The 15,138-nt window shown below is 70.1% G+C and carries 16 protein-coding genes and 1 pseudogene; 8 read left to right on the top strand and 9 right to left on the bottom strand.

The window, feature by feature from the left end; all coding sequences use genetic code 11:
- Positions 1-91 precede the first annotated feature (91 nt).
- Positions 92-403: a hypothetical protein gene (locus tag ACFW1I_RS06860; RefSeq protein WP_384666747.1), complete on the top strand. Its 312-nt coding sequence runs from the start codon at positions 92-94 to the stop codon at positions 401-403.
- 106 nt (positions 404-509) lie between these two features.
- Here ACFW1I_RS06860 and ACFW1I_RS06855 read toward each other — a convergent pair.
- Positions 510-863, bottom strand: a pseudogene (locus ACFW1I_RS06855) (SDR family oxidoreductase); the annotation flags it as partial.
- A 365-nt stretch (positions 864-1,228) separates the two neighbouring features.
- On the opposite strand from ACFW1I_RS06855, the gene ACFW1I_RS06850 reads away from it, so the two are divergent.
- Positions 1,229-2,065, top strand: coding sequence for an esterase/lipase family protein (locus ACFW1I_RS06850; protein WP_384666745.1), 837 nt, complete (start codon positions 1,229-1,231; stop codon positions 2,063-2,065).
- Positions 2,066-2,140: 75 nt separating this feature from the next.
- On the opposite strand, the gene ACFW1I_RS06845 is transcribed toward ACFW1I_RS06850, so the two are convergent.
- A complete protein-coding gene (locus ACFW1I_RS06845; RefSeq protein ID WP_384666744.1) occupies positions 2,141-2,551 on the bottom strand; it encodes an SMI1/KNR4 family protein in 411 nt (136 codons plus the stop codon).
- Positions 2,552-2,719: 168 nt separating this feature from the next.
- Here ACFW1I_RS06845 and ACFW1I_RS06840 point away from each other — a divergent pair, with 168 nt between their 5' ends.
- The gene (locus ACFW1I_RS06840) at positions 2,720-3,133 is read left to right on the top strand and encodes a hypothetical protein (RefSeq protein ID WP_384666742.1); all 414 of its coding nucleotides are present in this window, start codon (positions 2,720-2,722) and stop codon (positions 3,131-3,133) included.
- The gene (locus tag ACFW1I_RS06835; RefSeq protein WP_384666740.1) at positions 3,130-3,696 is read left to right on the top strand and encodes an SUKH-4 family immunity protein; all 567 of its coding nucleotides are present in this window, start codon (positions 3,130-3,132) and stop codon (positions 3,694-3,696) included. The genes ACFW1I_RS06840 and ACFW1I_RS06835 overlap by 4 nt, the downstream gene beginning before the upstream one ends.
- A 225-nt stretch (positions 3,697-3,921) precedes the next feature.
- Here ACFW1I_RS06835 and ACFW1I_RS06830 read toward each other — a convergent pair whose 3' ends face one another.
- Positions 3,922-5,436 carry a restriction endonuclease gene (locus ACFW1I_RS06830; protein WP_384666738.1) on the bottom strand — a complete coding sequence of 505 codons (1,515 nt, stop codon included), beginning with the start codon at positions 5,434-5,436 and terminating at the stop codon, positions 3,922-3,924.
- A gap of 966 nt (positions 5,437-6,402) precedes the next feature.
- On the opposite strand from ACFW1I_RS06830, the gene ACFW1I_RS06825 reads away from it, so the two are divergent.
- Entirely contained in the window at positions 6,403-6,717 is a 315-nt protein-coding gene (locus ACFW1I_RS06825) for a hypothetical protein (RefSeq protein WP_384666736.1), read from the top strand.
- Between the two features lie 220 nt (positions 6,718-6,937).
- On the opposite strand, the gene ACFW1I_RS06820 is transcribed toward ACFW1I_RS06825, so the two are convergent.
- Entirely contained in the window at positions 6,938-7,528 is a 591-nt protein-coding gene (locus ACFW1I_RS06820) for a CGNR zinc finger domain-containing protein (RefSeq protein ID WP_384666734.1), read from the bottom strand.
- 176 nt (positions 7,529-7,704) lie between these two features.
- On the opposite strand from ACFW1I_RS06820, the gene ACFW1I_RS06815 reads away from it, so the two are divergent.
- Both ACFW1I_RS06815 and ACFW1I_RS06810 read left to right on the top strand, forming a co-directional pair.
- Positions 7,705-8,967: an MFS transporter gene (locus ACFW1I_RS06815; protein WP_384666732.1), complete on the top strand. Its 1,263-nt coding sequence runs from the start codon at positions 7,705-7,707 to the stop codon at positions 8,965-8,967.
- Between the two features lie 172 nt (positions 8,968-9,139).
- Positions 9,140-9,568, top strand: coding sequence for a cytidine deaminase family protein (locus ACFW1I_RS06810; protein WP_384666730.1), 429 nt, complete (start codon positions 9,140-9,142; stop codon positions 9,566-9,568).
- Positions 9,569-9,631: 63 nt separating this feature from the next.
- On the opposite strand, the gene ACFW1I_RS06805 is transcribed toward ACFW1I_RS06810, so the two are convergent.
- From ACFW1I_RS06805 to ACFW1I_RS06790, 4 genes are all read right to left on the bottom strand, one after another.
- Complete coding sequence (locus ACFW1I_RS06805; RefSeq protein ID WP_384666728.1) at positions 9,632-10,852, bottom strand: MFS transporter; 1,221 nt, start codon at positions 10,850-10,852, stop codon at positions 9,632-9,634.
- 194 nt (positions 10,853-11,046) lie between these two features.
- Positions 11,047-11,541 carry a hypothetical protein gene (locus tag ACFW1I_RS06800; RefSeq protein WP_384666726.1) on the bottom strand — a complete coding sequence of 165 codons (495 nt, stop codon included), beginning with the start codon at positions 11,539-11,541 and terminating at the stop codon, positions 11,047-11,049.
- 2 nt (positions 11,542-11,543) lie between these two features.
- Complete coding sequence (locus tag ACFW1I_RS06795) at positions 11,544-12,134, bottom strand: hypothetical protein (RefSeq protein ID WP_384666724.1); 591 nt, start codon at positions 12,132-12,134, stop codon at positions 11,544-11,546.
- Positions 12,135-12,646: 512 nt separating this feature from the next.
- A complete protein-coding gene (locus tag ACFW1I_RS06790; protein WP_384666723.1) occupies positions 12,647-13,510 on the bottom strand; it encodes an NAD(P)-dependent oxidoreductase in 864 nt (287 codons plus the stop codon).
- Positions 13,511-13,628: 118 nt separating this feature from the next.
- Between ACFW1I_RS06790 and ACFW1I_RS06785 the strand changes: the two genes are divergently transcribed.
- Positions 13,629-14,183, top strand: coding sequence for a CGNR zinc finger domain-containing protein (locus ACFW1I_RS06785; protein ID WP_384666721.1), 555 nt, complete (start codon positions 13,629-13,631; stop codon positions 14,181-14,183).
- 92 nt (positions 14,184-14,275) lie between these two features.
- On the opposite strand, the gene ACFW1I_RS06780 is transcribed toward ACFW1I_RS06785, so the two are convergent.
- Positions 14,276-14,962, bottom strand: coding sequence for a maleylpyruvate isomerase family mycothiol-dependent enzyme (locus ACFW1I_RS06780; protein WP_384666719.1), 687 nt, complete (start codon positions 14,960-14,962; stop codon positions 14,276-14,278).
- Positions 14,963-15,138: the final 176 nt, after the last annotated feature.

Below are 15,138 nucleotides of genomic sequence, written 5' to 3'. Positions count from 1 at the left end.
GCCGGGGAACCAGGAGGACCTGAGGTTCGGTGGGGCTCCTGTGCCGACGTTGTTCGGGGCGAGGTAGCGTCACGAACCGGGGAGGAACAAGATGTACTTCGACGAGAACGAACCACAGTCGGTCAGAGACGCGCGCTTCGCCGCCGAACGGGCCCGTAACCGAGAGGCACGCAGGACCGCACCGCTCGACTCCGGGGGAGCCCACATCGGCGCGGCCATCGTGGCAGTCGCCTTGGCGCTCCTCGGATGGTTCGGCAAGACGGTCGCTCTGGGCGTCGTGAGCGGAATCTTCCTGCTCTGGTTCTCCGCAGCACTCGCATGGGCCTACGCCGACGGAGACCACGGCCGGCACGCACTCCAGCGCGCGTACAACCTCACCTTCGGCTGGGGCGACGGACTGTGAGCTCACGCGGGCGCCATGCCTGACCGGTCTCGAAACGGCTGATCGGTCCCCGGTGACGGTGAAGGACCGGCGGGTCGCGCCTTGCGGCACCGGCGGACCGCAGGGATCAGCGGGTGGTGTAGCCGCCGTTGAGGAAGAGGGTCTGGCCGTTGGCCCACCAGCCGTCGAGCAGCAGGTGGCGGACCCACGGCACGATGTCCTCGATCTTCGTGAGGTTGCCGTTCATCGCCGACGACTTGTGGTACGCGACGGAATCGTCGTCCTCGGCCGGGTAGAAGAACGAGGTGTCCATCGGTCCCGGCGCGATGTTGTTGACCGAGACGTTCCGGCCGAACAGCTCCTTCGACAGCGCCCGGGTGAAGTGCTCGACCGGGGCCTTGCTGCCCGCGTAGGAGGAGTACAGGCCGGTGTACGCGGCCAGCAGCGAGGTCACGGTGCTGATGATCTTCCCGCCGTCCTCCGGGTCGCGTCCGTCGGCCGCGTTCGGCCGCGTTCGGCCACGTGCCGGACGCCGTCGTGCCGCAGAGCACGCCGAGGAGACCCTCCGTCGCCGCCTTCATCACTGTGCTGCCGGTCTCCTCCTCCGGGATCACCCGCGAGCAGCGCACGGAATGCCGGAGGCCCCGCTCGCACCCGCCCGCTCCACGCCGTCGAGGCGGCCGGCCATGCCGACGGCGTCCTTGTGGCGTTCTGACCGCACAGAGGAGAGATGGCGACAGTAAATCCACCGCGGTGTAAGGGGTTTGAGTGATCTGGCGATGCGTCAGATATGGGTGGGACGTGAGCCCCGTCCCGCCGCCGCCCCTCACCTCATCGGAGGTAACCATGCGCCGCAGTGTCACCCTGCTCCTCGCCGGAGCACTCCTCGCCGGCACGGTCGCCCTCCCCGCCACCGCCCACGCCGCACCCGGGAACGCCTCGGTCGGCGCGCCGCGGCCGGTCGTGTTCGTCCACGGCCGCAATGCCGGCCCCGGAGTCTGGGGGTCGCTGACGGAGCGCCTGACCGCCGCCGGGACACCCGCCGACCGGATCTTCGCCTGGAGCTACGACTCGTCGCAGTCGACGAACGAGGTGCTCGCCGGCCGGCTCGCCGCCTACGTCGACGACGTGCTCCGGCGGACGGGGGCCGACCAGGTGGACCTCGTGGCGCACAGCCTGGGCTCCCTGCCGACGCGCTGGTACGTGAAGTACGGCGGAGGGTCTAAGGTCCGCAACTGGGTCTCGCTCGCCGGCCCCAACCACGGCACGAGCCTCGCGTGGGCGTGCGCGCTGTGGGACCAGGGCTGCCGGGACATGACGCCCGGCTCGTACGTGGTGTCCCGCCTGAACGAGGGCGACGAGACGCCCGGCGACGTCCGCTACACCACGTTCTGGTCCGCCGGCGACGGCCAGATCCTCCCCAAGAGCAGCACCGCCCTCTCGGGGGCCCGCAATGTGCAGGTGGCCGACATGGGCCACAACGACCTGGGGGGCGAGCCGGCGGCGGCGCGTCCGCGTTGGGCGTCGGTGGCTGGGGGCCTGGAGGGTGTTGCGGGCGGGGGGGGGGGGGTCGGAGCAGCAGAGCTCGACTGGTACCGCTCGCTGTCTGGGGTCTGCCCGCGCGGGGCGCCCCGCGCCCCCCGCGGGGGCGGGCGCCCGATCACGTGCCGGCGGGACCGCTGACGCTCGAAGGCGCTCGACATCCGGCGGAGGGACACGAGGCTGCCGCAGGCGGGCTCGACCACCCGGCGCATCCCGTCAGAACCGGAGCCACTCGTTGCGCGCCCAGTCCCACACCGACTCCCAGCGGTCTTCCGTGAGACCGCCCGTTCCGATGCACGACCAGAAGACGACGGCATCGTCCGGGCCGACGAGGTAGAAGTCGCCCTCGTCCTCGCACAGGACGATCAGCTCGCGCGGGACGCCCTGGTCCCAGGCGATGGCCATGAGCTCCGGCAGGTATGTGTCCGCGGTCTCGTCCGTGACGGTGACGGGCTCCAGACGGCCGCGCTCGACGTCGCCGACGTGGAGCAGGAATTCGCGGAGTCCGGCGGGCAGTCGGACGCTGTGCTCGTCTTCGATCTGCGCGAGGAGCTGCTCGGTGGGGAACTGCGTCGGAGCCTCTTCCGGCCAGTGGGTCTCCCGGATGTACTGGATGACGTCTTTCACGAATCCCCTCACGCCTGCCGCCTCGAACCCGCCGCCGCGGATCCCGGTGAACCGTTCTGTCGCGGCCCAGTCTTCCTGAGTTGCCGCGGGGCCGGTGCGGCGGGCCGCGACGGGCTGCGTGCCTCGTCGTCGACCAGGACCGGACGGCGCGGCGGCTAGGCTCCCGACATGGATGACGACTGGTACGTCCTCATCGAGGAGGACACCCGAACGACTCGACGTGTCGACGGTGTCGACCTGAAACTGCACCGCTGGGCGCTGGTGGCGACCCACCCGGTCAGCGGCACCGAGGAGCACGTGCGGGCGGTCGCCGAGGACGCCGCACTCCACTACCTGCCGGACGTTCTCGCCCGACACGCCCGCCCCGGTGACACTCCGGCCCGCCGCGCGTTCCTCGCCCCGGACGGCACATGGCTGGTCTGGCTCAAACAGCACCACCGCGAGTGCCACATACGCGTGACCACCGCCCGCCTCGTCCACGCACTTGACGAGAAACGGTCCCAGCCCAAGTCACTGAAGGAAAAGCTACGCAACGCCCTGGACGGCCCCGCTCCCCAGACTCCCTGGACCCCCAAGGCATGACCCGCAACGGAGAGAGGACACGAATCACCGCGGACGAGGTGCGCACCGCGTTCGGACTCACCGGCGTCGTCCACCACCCCCGCTACGGCACACCCCACACCCGCCTCGACGCCCGCACCGCACACCTGCTGAGCACGGTCGGCCTGCCCGACACCGCATGGTTCATGTCGAGGGCGAGCCTGCGCGCGGACGACTACATCGACGTCCCCCGCTGGTACCGCACACGGGGGACCACGCCCGAAAAATGCCACAACTGGCTCGTCCTCGGCATGCTCGCCGACACGCCCCTCGGACTCGACCCTGACTCCGGCACCGTCCACGCCCTCGGCACCGGCCCGACTCGCATGACCTGCACACCCCTCCACCGCGACGTCGAATCCCTCCTCTACACCCTCACCCACTTCCAGACCCTGCTCCGAACCCTCGAAGACGACGCCACGGACACCGAAGAACGCCTCGACGCACTGCGTGCACAGATCACCGCCTTCGACCCGCTCCCGTTCGCGGACGAGGAAGCGCAGTGGCACCTCATCTTCGAGGAAGTCATCGACGGCATCTGGTAACCGCTTCCGACCCAAGGCCTGGACCATCGTCAACCGGGAGTAGGCAGGCGGCCGGCCAACCCCTCGGGCCTACAGAAGCTTCAGGCGCGATCCGCGTGAGCTCCTCCACTGGCTCGCGTGTCTCGTCCTGGAACGAGGCAGACGACGACTCCGACATCAGCTCCCGCAGGGACGTTTCCCACGGCTGGTCATGCTTGGAACAGCTTAAGCCGCCCCACGCCGGCTTCAGCTCAGGTCGCGGGGCTGCCAGTTGGGCGGGAGTTTGGGCAGTCCGATGAGGGCGTCGATGCCGAGGTGCTCCAGAAGGAGCGCCTTGAGGTGACGGCCGTCGATGAGCTCGACCCGGTTACGTGGGGCAAAATCCCAGCTGGCCTTGCCGAACCACGCAGTGGTGACGACGATGCCCTTCGAGGCGCCCTTGTCGACGACAAGTCCGGCGACCGCCCGTACCGTCTCGGCGGACACGACGTTCTTGGTGCGCTTGGCCTGGATGATGCAGAGCCCGCCGATGAGCGGTTCCTCGTTGACCGCGACGGCGTCGATGCCGTCGTCCCGCGATGCCTGGGTCACCCACGACTTCAGCCCGATCTTCTCGAACAGCCTCCGGATCAGGTGCTCGAAATCGGTCGGGTCCATCGCGAGCAGATCCGGCCTGCTGTCCAGGCCGGCGACGACGTCCCGCTCTGGAGCGATCTTGTATCTGGACAGATCGAACGTGACGACAGGCCGTACAGGCTCCAGGTCATACGGATGCTGGGAGACGATCGCGTCGAGATGATGCAGGCTGGCGACCGGATCGAGCTCGGGCTCGTCCAGGACCAGCTCCGCGAACCCCTCCCGGCTGACGCGCACACTGACCAGGCACGGCTCGATCGTCTGCCCCGTGGCCCGGTCCTTGGCACGCACCTTCCCGTTGAAGGCGACCTGATCCACCAACGCCGGCGGAGTCACAGCGAACGCCTCATCGATCGCCCGCAGCGCGAGCCGCGCCACCAGATCCCGGTACAACGCCTTTGTCTCCGCCTCCTTTCGCGGCTGCGGAACCACCGCCGGGGGAGCGGATGCCTTGAACCGGTACTGCGTGACCGAAGGCACCACCGTCTGACTCGGCAGCTCCACCTCCACCACCAGCTCCCGTGACTCCGGAGCGAACGCCACCCGCCGTGCCCCGCCAAGCCCCTGCGGATAGCCGACGGACCCGAGCGCCTCTTCCACACCGACCGCGAACGCCTCGAGATCCCCTGCGTCGAAGCCCCGCTCCACCTCCAGCCTCAGCCGGTGCAGCGCACCAGGACGCGACCGCAGAACCGAGGCGAGAGTGCTCAGCCGCTCCTCCACCTCGACCGTCCGCTCAACAGCCTCCCGCCGCAGCCCCTCCACAGCCTCCTGCTTCGCGCGCCGCTCGGCCGCGGCCTTCTCGCGAGCCTCGGCACGCTGCTTCTGCTCCCGTTCCTTGGCCCGAGCGGCATTGCGCTTCTCGAGATCCCGCACGATCTGCTCGGCCCTGCGCGCGTCGGCGTTCTGCTGCGCCTGCTTCTCCTTCTGAGCCCGCGACCAGGCAAGCGCCGCCTCCCGCTCTTGACGTGCGTCCTCCTTCGCTCGGGCGGCCGCCTCCCGCTCCGCAGCCCGCGACTGACGCGCCGACTCCGCCTCAGCCCGCCTGGCCTCAGCGGCCTTGGCCTTCTGGCGCTCCTGGTACACCTGCAACAACTGCGCCGCCAACGACTTCCTGCGCGCCATCCACCTGCCCCCACTTCACGTCAAAGCTCAAGAGCTTCCCCGCATCCGCAGCCGGACAACCTCACTGACCCCTCCATGGCCTGACCCATGCGAAACATGACCGTTTCCACCTACGGCCCCAGGACCGGCAGCTCTCCGCAAATGCCCATGTGCAGCTCTCGGAGCCTGGCTTGAGCGCTTTCGTGGGTCACGGGATCTTCGGCGACGCCGGATTGTTGGCGAAGGGTGGGACCGGCGGTGGCAGCGTGAGGTTCTGGCGGACGAAGCCGACGAAGCCTTCATGGAATTCGGCGTGTACCGCTCGGTTCGGTCGGTTCACTCGACCACGGATTCGCATGGGCGGCAGACCAGGTCGGTGAGGGACCCGACGTCATCGGGGACGTCCACTCTCCCTCAACGGCCCACATACGTTCCGGGTCTGACCCGGCAGGTCACAGGCGACGCTGTTGTAGCTGTCGCCCTGGTACTTGTACGGGTCCGTCGTCCGGCGGTTGAACAGTGATCTGACGACGCCCGTCGAGCGGTGGACGTACGCACCGTAGGTGCTGCCCGGCCCGTACGCGATCAGGTCCGGACGCCCGTCGGTGGCGAGGAGGCCAGGGCGGCCGTCGCCGTGCTTGGACCCGTTGTCGTTGAAGCGTGCGGACTGAACGCGCGAACGATGCGCATCGTCGAGCTGCCGCGCGCCCCGCCCCTGTGGGGCGCGGGCGTGTTGCGGCCTCCGTGGGGAGGAGAGGGGCGGCCCGCTGGGACCCTCCCCGGGTGCGGGAAGGAAGAGCGCCCACGGTGGCGGGGGGCGTTCGTACGTGCTGAGATCGCCCCGGTCGTGACAGGATGACGTCATGGCGATCAGAAAGGGCGATGCCGCGTAGGCGCCCGAAGGCCGTCCGCGCCGAGCGGTGGCGGCCTCGCAAGCATGTGATGGTTCAGCGGATCCGTGGCGTCACCGCGAGGACTCGCGCAGCTGTGCGCCGTGTCGAGGATGAGCGGATGTGGCCCGACGTTGTGGCTCGGGCACTCGCCTCTTTCGAGGACGCGTTCAAGCAGCCCGGCCGTTATCTGAACGCGCCCGAGGTCTGGCAGCCCGGACTGGAGGTGGAGTATGCCCGCGCGAACCTGGAGGAGGTCATGCTGCATCTCCCTTACGGCGCCAGGCGTGATCTAGGCCGGTTGATTGCTCGCATCGACGACGAGTTTGAACGTCGCACTCTGCCGGATCCTGGGCCAGTGGGTGAGGGGAAAGAGGGCGGCTGGTGGTGGTCAAGGATCCGCGAACGCTGACACTGCTCACGGACCCCCAGGTGCCCTGCTCTACTCGTGCCCGTCCGTCGTTCCGCGCGCGGTGGGTGGCGAGGCGGTGGGAGCCCGCGCCGGTCGCCGTGGTCCGGTCAGGATCGCGGAACCATTGCCGGGGCGCGGTCGTACGCTTCGGCATCAGACGCACGCCTGCAGCCTTGCCACGGCGGATGCGGCGCCGCACCCCCGGCCGTCGGTGATTTCGTCAGGCCTCGTGGGTCTTGGCCTTCTGGCGGGCGTAGTAGGCGCGGGCGCGGTTGCGGTCGCCGCAGTCCTTCGTGTTGCACCAGCGGCGGTTTCGGCGAGGTGACGTGTCGAGGTAGACCCAGCCGCACTTGGCGTCCTCGCACTGGTGGAGGCGGTCGAGGTCCTCGCGCTGGGTGAGCGTGACGAGGCCGCGGACGATGCGATGGCGGGGCAGGCTCAGGGGGGTGCCCCGGTCCTGCCAGTGCCAGCGGGCGCCGGCGCGTACCAGGTCGGCTGCGGCGATCGCCGTCCGGTACATGCCCGCGAGGTCCCCGGCGGCGTCGGCGTCGCCCTCGAAGAGGGTCGCGTACGCCCTCTCGCGCGCTTCCACGACCTGTTCCCGTTCCCGCTCGGCCCCGGCGGGGTCCCGGTCGGCGAGGTCGCGCAAGGCCGCGGCCTCGTCCGTGCTGACCAGGTCGGATTCGAGACACCAGTCGACGACGTCGGAGAACGTCTTGAGGGCTTCGACGCGTTCCGGGCCGCCGAGCCGCCAGGCGACGGTGTTCACCAGGTCGAGCATGCGGTCACCCGCGATGTGGCCGAACCGCACCACCAACTCCTCTCGCCGCCGGGGGCGTCGCTCGCGCCCTCACGATGCCCTCACGGGCGAAAGCATTATTGCATGTGAGGTGATCATCTTGGCATCATGCATGAATGGCCGATTGCCCGTGAGGGTGGCCTGTCGTCCTGACGCCTTACCCACCTACCGCCACGAGGAGACCGACCGTGCCCGCTGCCGCCCTCAGACCGTTCACCGCACTGTGGGCGTCCCAAGCGTCCTCGAACCTCGCCGACGGACTGCTGCAGGCCGCCGCACCCCTGCTCGTCGCCACGCTGAGCCGCGACCCGCTCGTGGTGGCGGGCATGACGGCGGCGCAGTTCCTGCCCTGGCTGCTCGCGACGCTTCCCGCCGGCGCGATGGCCGACCGCATGGACCGCCACCGGATCCTCGTCCTCGGCAACTGGCTGCGCGCGTCGGGCTTCGCGCTGCTCGCCCTCGCCCTCGCCGACGGATGGCGCCACGTCGCACTGCTCTACGCCGCGGTGTTCATCGCCGGCTGCGCCGAGACGATCGTCGACAACGCCGCCCTGGCCATCCCGCCGCGCCTCCTGCCGCGGGCGAAGCTCGAACGCGCCAACGGCAGGCTGTTCGCCACCCAGTCCGTCATCAACACGTTCATCGGTCCGCCGGCCGGCGCGGCCTTGTTCGCGCTGGCGGCATCGGCGGCCTTCTTCACCGGCGCGGCCGCGTTCGCCCTCGCCGGCCTGGCGGCCCTGCTGTTGCCCGCGCTGCGGCCCACCGGTGAGGAACGCGAGCGCCGCCGCTCGCATCCGACCAGCATCACCCAGGACATCCGCTCCGGCTGGACCCACTTCTGGCGCCATGACCTGCTGCGCCGAGTCGCGTTCATCTCGGCTGCGATCAACTTCTTCGGCACGGCGACCGGGGGACTCCTGGTCCTGCTGATCACCGGCCCGTACCAACTCCCGATGTCGGGCTACGGCTTGTTCATCGCCGTGCCCGCAGCCGGCGCGATCGCGGGCTCGCTGCTCGCCGAACACGTCGTCCCCCGCATCGGCGGCGGCCCCACCACCTGGCTCGCCGCCCTCACGCCGGCCGCGAGCTACGCCGTCCTCGGTCTCGGCCACAGCGCACCCCTGGCCCTGGCCGCCATGTTCGGCGCCGCTCTTGCCTCCTCGCTGAACCAGATCGTCGTCAGCACCCTGCGCCAGGCGGCAGTCCCCGACGCACTCCTCGGCCGCGTCACTGCCGCGTACCGCCTGATCGTCCTGGGTGTCGTCCCCCTCGGAGCCCTCGCCGGCGGCCTCCTCGGACGTACCCTGGGCCTCCGTCACACCTTCGTCGCCGCGGCCGTCGGACTCACCCTCGCGGCGATCCCACTGGCCTCCCGGGTCACCACCCAATCCCTCCGCGATGCCGAATCGAGTGCCCCTTCCCGGCTCCCGCTGCCCACCGATTCCCCCTGACAGGAGTGGCCACGTCACTCCAGGGCGCCCAGGCCGGACCGAGTGACGCTGTGGCCCGGGAGATGGGGGCACCGTGGAGGCCCGGTAGGCCCGCGGTGTGGGACGCAAATTCACTTGCGCGTGCTCGTCTCTCCGGTCAACGTCGCGTGACAGCTGAGGAAGGCAGAGGAACATGACCACGCAGACCCACCCCGTCGACCACGAACTCATCGAGGCCGCAGCGCACGTCGCCCGCACTCGCTGCCGGGGCGACAACCACACCATGGCAGCCGCGGCCCGCGCCCAGGACGGCCGGATCGTCACGGCCGTGAACGCCTACCACTTCACGGGAGGCCCCTGCGCCGAGCTGGTCGTCATCGGTGCGGCAGCCGCCCAGGGCGCGTACGAGCTCGAAACGATCGTCGCAGTGGGCGACCGCGACCGGGGTGTCGTACCCCCGTGCGGCCGTTGTCGGCAGGTCCTCCTCGACTACTTCCCGTCCCTCAAGGTCATCGTCGGCGATGGCGACGGCGCTGGCGACCGCATCCGAACCGTCCCCATCACCGACCTGCTGCCCGCAAGCTACGTCTGGGCAGACCACCAGCTGGACGCCGCCGAGTGAACCGACCGCCCGCGCCACCCCACCCGATCCGATGGTCCGCAGCGCCGCGACGGGGTGCCGACACTACGAGGCGTCAGGCCATGCGTACTTCCCCGCCCGATGGGCCCAGGCCAGGACCACCGTGAGGACGGCGGTCAGACCGCCCAGCACCATGACCGTCGAGGGTGAGGAGCGGTCGAGGACGGCCCCTCCGACCAGGGCCCCGACGGAGATGGTGGCCTGGAAGGAGGCGGTGAAGAGGACGGAGGACGCCTCGGGGGAGTCGGGCGCGGCCTTGGAGAACCAGGTCTGCGAGCAGACAGGCACGGCTCCGTAGGCGACGCCCCAGACCACCAGCAGTGCCACCGCCCCCGTGCTCGACCCGCCGAGGACGGGGAGCAGCAGCGTCGCGCCGGCGATCAGCGCGGCGGCCGTGGCGAAGGTGGCCCGCGGAAAGCGACCCACCGTGGATCCGCCGAGGAAGTTGCCCGCGATGCCGGCCGCCCCGTAGGCGAGCAGGTAGACCGTGATGAGGCCCGAGTTCACGTCGGTCACCTGCTCCAGGAAGGGCGTGACGTACGTGTACGTGCCGAAGTGGGCGAGCACGACGAGGAACGTCATCACGAGGGCGAAGCGGGTGGTGACGCCGCGGAGCATGCCGCCGAGGACGTCGAGGCGCGTCGCCCGGCGGGCCGGGAGCGGCGGGACGGCCAGGAGCAGCAGGGCGAGTACGGCCAGCGTGAAGCAGCCCATGACGAGGAAGGCGGTACGCCACCCGGCGACGTCTCCGATGAACGTGCCGAGCGGCACGCCGAGCGTGGAGCCGAGGGGCACGGCGGAGAAGATCACCGAGGTCGCGCGGCCCACGGAGCGGGCGGGGACCAGTTGGCCGGCGAGTCCGGCTCCGATGGACCAGAACCCGCCGATGGTGACGCCCACCATGACGCGGGAGAGCAGGACCAGCCAGTAGGTCGACGCGACGGCGATCAGGAGATTCGCCAGCGCCAACAGCAGGATGAACACCCCCAGCATGATGCGCCGGTCGATTCGGCCCGTGGCCACCGTGACCAGAGGGGCCGAGAGCGCGGCGAGGATTCCGGGCATCGTCATCATGAGGCCGGCCATGCCGTCGGAGATGGCGAAACTCGTCCCGATCGAGGTGAGCAGGCCGATCGGCAGGATTTCGGCGGTGACGATGGAGAAGATCCCGAGCATCACCGAAATGACGGCGAGCCAGGAAAGCACGGGCGAGCGGTCCGATGGTGCGGGAGATCGGACCGGAGAAGTGGTTGCGGTGGAGGACATGAATTCCGTCCTGAGTCGGATCTGCCATGTGAAAGTGACGTGCCCTCCAGTCCAGCAGGACGGGGCGCCAACCTCCGGCAGGTTTCCGACGCCTACAGTCACCGCCGTGGGTGGCGAGGACGATCGCCAGGCATCGACAGCTTGGGGCGGCATCGCCTCGGCCGACGCGATGCCGCCCCTCCGCCCGCGTTCGGTTACTGCTCCGGCACCACCGGAAGCGCGGCGGCCTTCTTCCACACCGCCAACTGCGCGTCGTCCACCGGCTTCATCTCGCCCTGGTACAGCTGCGCGTGCCCGTCGTTCAGCGTGTCCGCCCAGCCGTTGGTGGCGAACACGTACGTGCTGCCTTCCTGCAGCCGGCGTGCGGGTTTGTCGTCCAGCCCGTAGGTGACGCGTACGGTGCCCCGCACGGTTCCCCTCAGGACGGAATCGACCTCGACCCGGTAGACGTCCTGCGCCCACCCGTCGACGTCCCGCTGCTCCTCGAATGCCGCCACGCGGCCGGTGAACACGTTCTCGGTGTGGGGTGCGGTGCTCGCCGGGCTGGTGGCGTCGTATCCGCGCAGCACGTCGCCGCCGAGCGGCTCCGTCCACTGCTGGTACCCGAACCAGCCGCCCAGCACCAACGCCCCGGCGACCACCGCGCCCGCCGCGCCCGCCGCCACGGCCGTCATCTTCTTCTGCTTCATGATCATCCCCATAGCGCGTGATACGCCTTGATGTCGTTCTCGGTCGGGCCGTTGAGCTTCTTGCCCGCGATGTGGTCGTACTCGGTCCACAGCAGGGAGGGATACGTCCCGTAGCCGTACGCCTTGTGGCAGAAGCCGAGCGCGTGCCCCAGCTCGTGAGCGGCCACCCGCCTCCGGTGCTCGTCCTTGCCGTACCTCTTCCCGGTGTCCAGGTAGGCCCGGTTGAGCAGCAGGTGGTCCGTACCGTGCCGCGCCGCCCACTTGCCGTAGACGTCGCGCCACTGGCCGCTCGTGCTGTTGGCGTCCCGCCACTCCACGTCGGCGTACGCCGTCGCCCCGTCCTCCACGATCTTCACCCGGGTGAGCGTGCCCGCCGTCCATACCTTGACCGCGTGCTTGCGTGCGTCGTCGAACTTCGACTCGTCGTCCCACGCGACCTCGGTGCCGTCCACCGAGGACCGCCCGCGCGAGTCGGACTCGCCGCCCTCGCACTTGTGCGGGGCCGCGGCCCGCGCCCCATGGGCCGGCGCCGGGAGCGACAGCAGAACGACGGCAGCCGACGCGGCCGCGAACGCTAAGGTGTTCGTCCTCATAGTCACCGGACGATAGCGTTCCGTAACCGACCGTGTCCGGTAGTGCGCGGTCCCACATCGTCGAGCGGGTCATGCCGTTCCCGGCGCTGACCGCGTCCTGCACGGTGTCGCCGCAGTAGGCGAGCAGCTCGGTGGCGGCCTGCGCGCCCCCTTGTTCCTGCCGGCGGCGCAGAAGAGCCGCGTCGTCAAGGGGAGTCAGGCACCGGCCGCCGTGTCCGAACCAGTTCGGATTGGCGTACAGCGAGGGGAGGAGTGCGGGCGTCTCGTAACCGCCCCTGGCCGGAACGAAGTTGATCGAGCGCATGCCGGTGCGGGCTTCGCTGTGGTCGGTGGCTCATCGGGCCATCCCGAGCCTCGGCCCCATCACAGCCGGACCGAGCAGTGGGGCCAGACGGTCGGGATCGTGATCTGCCGTCTGCGGAGGGTCCGTCACGGACGGAGCCGTTCGGACCGGCGGGGGGAGCGAGGGCGGGCCTGCCCCGGCTCTGGCCCGTGCCGTCGGTCGTCGGTGGTCACCGTGGCTGCTGTTCCGCGATGGCCGCCCAGTCGTCCGCGCCGCGGCCGTCGGCGATGGCCTCGTCGAAGACGGTACGCAGGAGTTGGCCGATCGGGAGCGGCATGCCTTGGTCGGTCGCCGCGTCGAGTGCGAGGTGGAGGTCCTTGCGGCCCAGGGTGGTGGTGAAGCCAGCCGGCCGGTAGCGCCGTTCGGCGATCATCGATCCGTAGCCGGTGTAGACGGGTCCCGGGAAGAGGGTGGAGGCCAGCAGTTCGACGAACTGCCCGGAGTCGACGCCGGCGCCTTCCGCGAGGCTGATGGCCTCGCCCAGCGATTGGATTGCGCAGGCGATCAGATAGTTCCCGAGGATCTTGACGACGTTGGCCTGTTCCGGGCGGTCGCCGAGTCGCCAGGTCCGTGAGCCGATCACGTCGAAGAACGGCTGCACGCGGTCGAGCAGCTCGTGCTCACCGGCCGCGAGGACGTTGAGTGCTGCGGCTTCGGCGACCGGGGCGCGACCGAAGACCGGTGCCGCGACGTAGCCGACACCGTGCTCGGCGTGCGCCGCGCCGGCCCGGCGGGCCAGGTCGGCGCTCACCGTGGCGAGGTTGACGTGAACAGTGCCGACCGGGGTCTGGGCGAGGACTCCGGAGTCGATGAAGGTCTCGGTGACGGCCCGGTCGTCGGACAGCACCGAGAAGACCACCGGCGCGTGCATGGCCTCCGCGACCGAGACGGCGCGACGGGCACCCGCTGTGACCAGTTCATCCGCGGGCCCGTCGGAGCGGTTCCACACCACGACGTCGTGGCCGGCCTTCACGAGGTTGCGCGCGATGGGTCGCCCCATGGCTCCCAGGCCGATGACCGCGATGCTGCTCACGCGGGGCACCCCTTCCCTTGAACCGTCTAAGACGGTTCAAGGATGCCATGGGGTTACGATCACGCGGAACCGGCCGAGGCGGTTCAGGGGAAGGTGTCGCTCACTGCGGAGGCGCGGAATGACCGAGGACGTACGTCGTGTGTTCCGGATGGACAACGAGGTCCTGGCGTTCCGGTTCACCGCCACCGTCAGCGATCGGGCCGGTCGCACGCCGAGGGAACGGCTCACCGATGCGGCAAAGCTCACGATGTGGCTGGGTGCGACGGGGCTCGGCGTCACGGACGTGTCGCCGACCGATCTGGAGGGCGCCGTCGAACTGCGCGAGGCGATCTACCGTATCGGGGCGGCCGTCGCCGCGGGTGAGGAGCCGGACTCCAAGGATGTCCGCACCCTCAACCGGATCGCTGCTGCGGGGCACGCGACGGCTGTGCTGGAAGACGAAGGCGCCGGATGGCACCTGACGGAGACGAACCCGGTCGGTGACGCCCTCGGGGTTCTGGCCACGGATGCCATCCGCGTCCTCGGGGGTCCCGACCGGGGCCGTATCAAGACCTGTGAAGGCCCCGGATGCGCGGGGCTGTTTCTCGACACCAGCCGCGGAGCCAACCGCCGCTGGTGCTCCATGAACACCTGCGGCAACAAGGTCAAGAAGTCACGCATCACCGCGAGCTGACCTGGCAGAACCGTGATCGAACCGCACCGCCGGCGTCATGTCCCGCAACCGCTACCCGACGAGTCGTTCCGCCGCCACGTCCAGCCGGAGAGTCAGGGCACCAGTGGTCCGGCCAGGACCTGCATCCCCGCCTGGCGGTCGCCGGTCCAGGCGATCGCCTCGGTGTCCCGGGGCTTGCGTCCCCACAGCGTGAGCAGCAGGTCCTCGGCCGTGCCCGAGAGTTCGGCGATCGGGGCGCCAGAGCCGTACGTCCAACTGTCGCCGGAGTCCGTGGCGGTGATGCGTACGGCCCGCGCGGGAGAGGCGGCGGCTCCCCGGGCGATCATGCGCGGGGCCATGGTGTCGAAGATCTCGGCCACCCCGTCGGCGGCGAGTTCCGGATCCATGGGTGTGGGGGCGCCGAGCGCGTGCTCCGCGTCCCACCGGTGGATCAGCGTCTCGTGACAGCGGCGCCGACGCCAGAAGCCGACCGTGTGCGGGGGCGCGAAGGTCCACGCCGCCGTCGAGGGGTCGGCCGACAACGTCTCCACCAGCGTGTCCGCCGTCCGGGCGTACCAGGCTCGGACGGCGGCCGGGTCGCGGGGGACGGCGCTCTCGTCGTAGTCGTTGCCGTGGCCCTCCTTCACCGCCGTGACGACCCACAGGTTTCCCGCGCCCATGTGCGCGGCCAGGTCCGACAGCTTCCAAGCGCCGCAGTGCTCGACCGGGGCCGACAGGTCGCCGTCCAACAGGGCGCCGAACATGTCCAGTTCACGTCGAAGTTCAGTCAAGAAGTCCATGACCGTCAAGGTACAGTCCACCGGTTTCACGGGACTCGCCCCCGGACGGGGCGAACGCCCCGGCGTGAGGCTGCCGGCCGGGGCGTGCGCCGACGGCAGCGGTCGGCCCCGGGTTTACCCCCCGGGCGGCCCCGCGGGCGGGGTGAGGGGGCGGGCCCGAAAAAGACCCAGAGGGG

The sequence above is a fragment of the Streptomyces sp. NPDC058955 genome (genome assembly GCF_042741435.1).
Lineage (GTDB): Bacteria > Actinomycetota > Actinomycetes > Streptomycetales > Streptomycetaceae > Streptomyces.
This window is presented reverse-complemented; position numbering and strand designations above follow the sequence as displayed.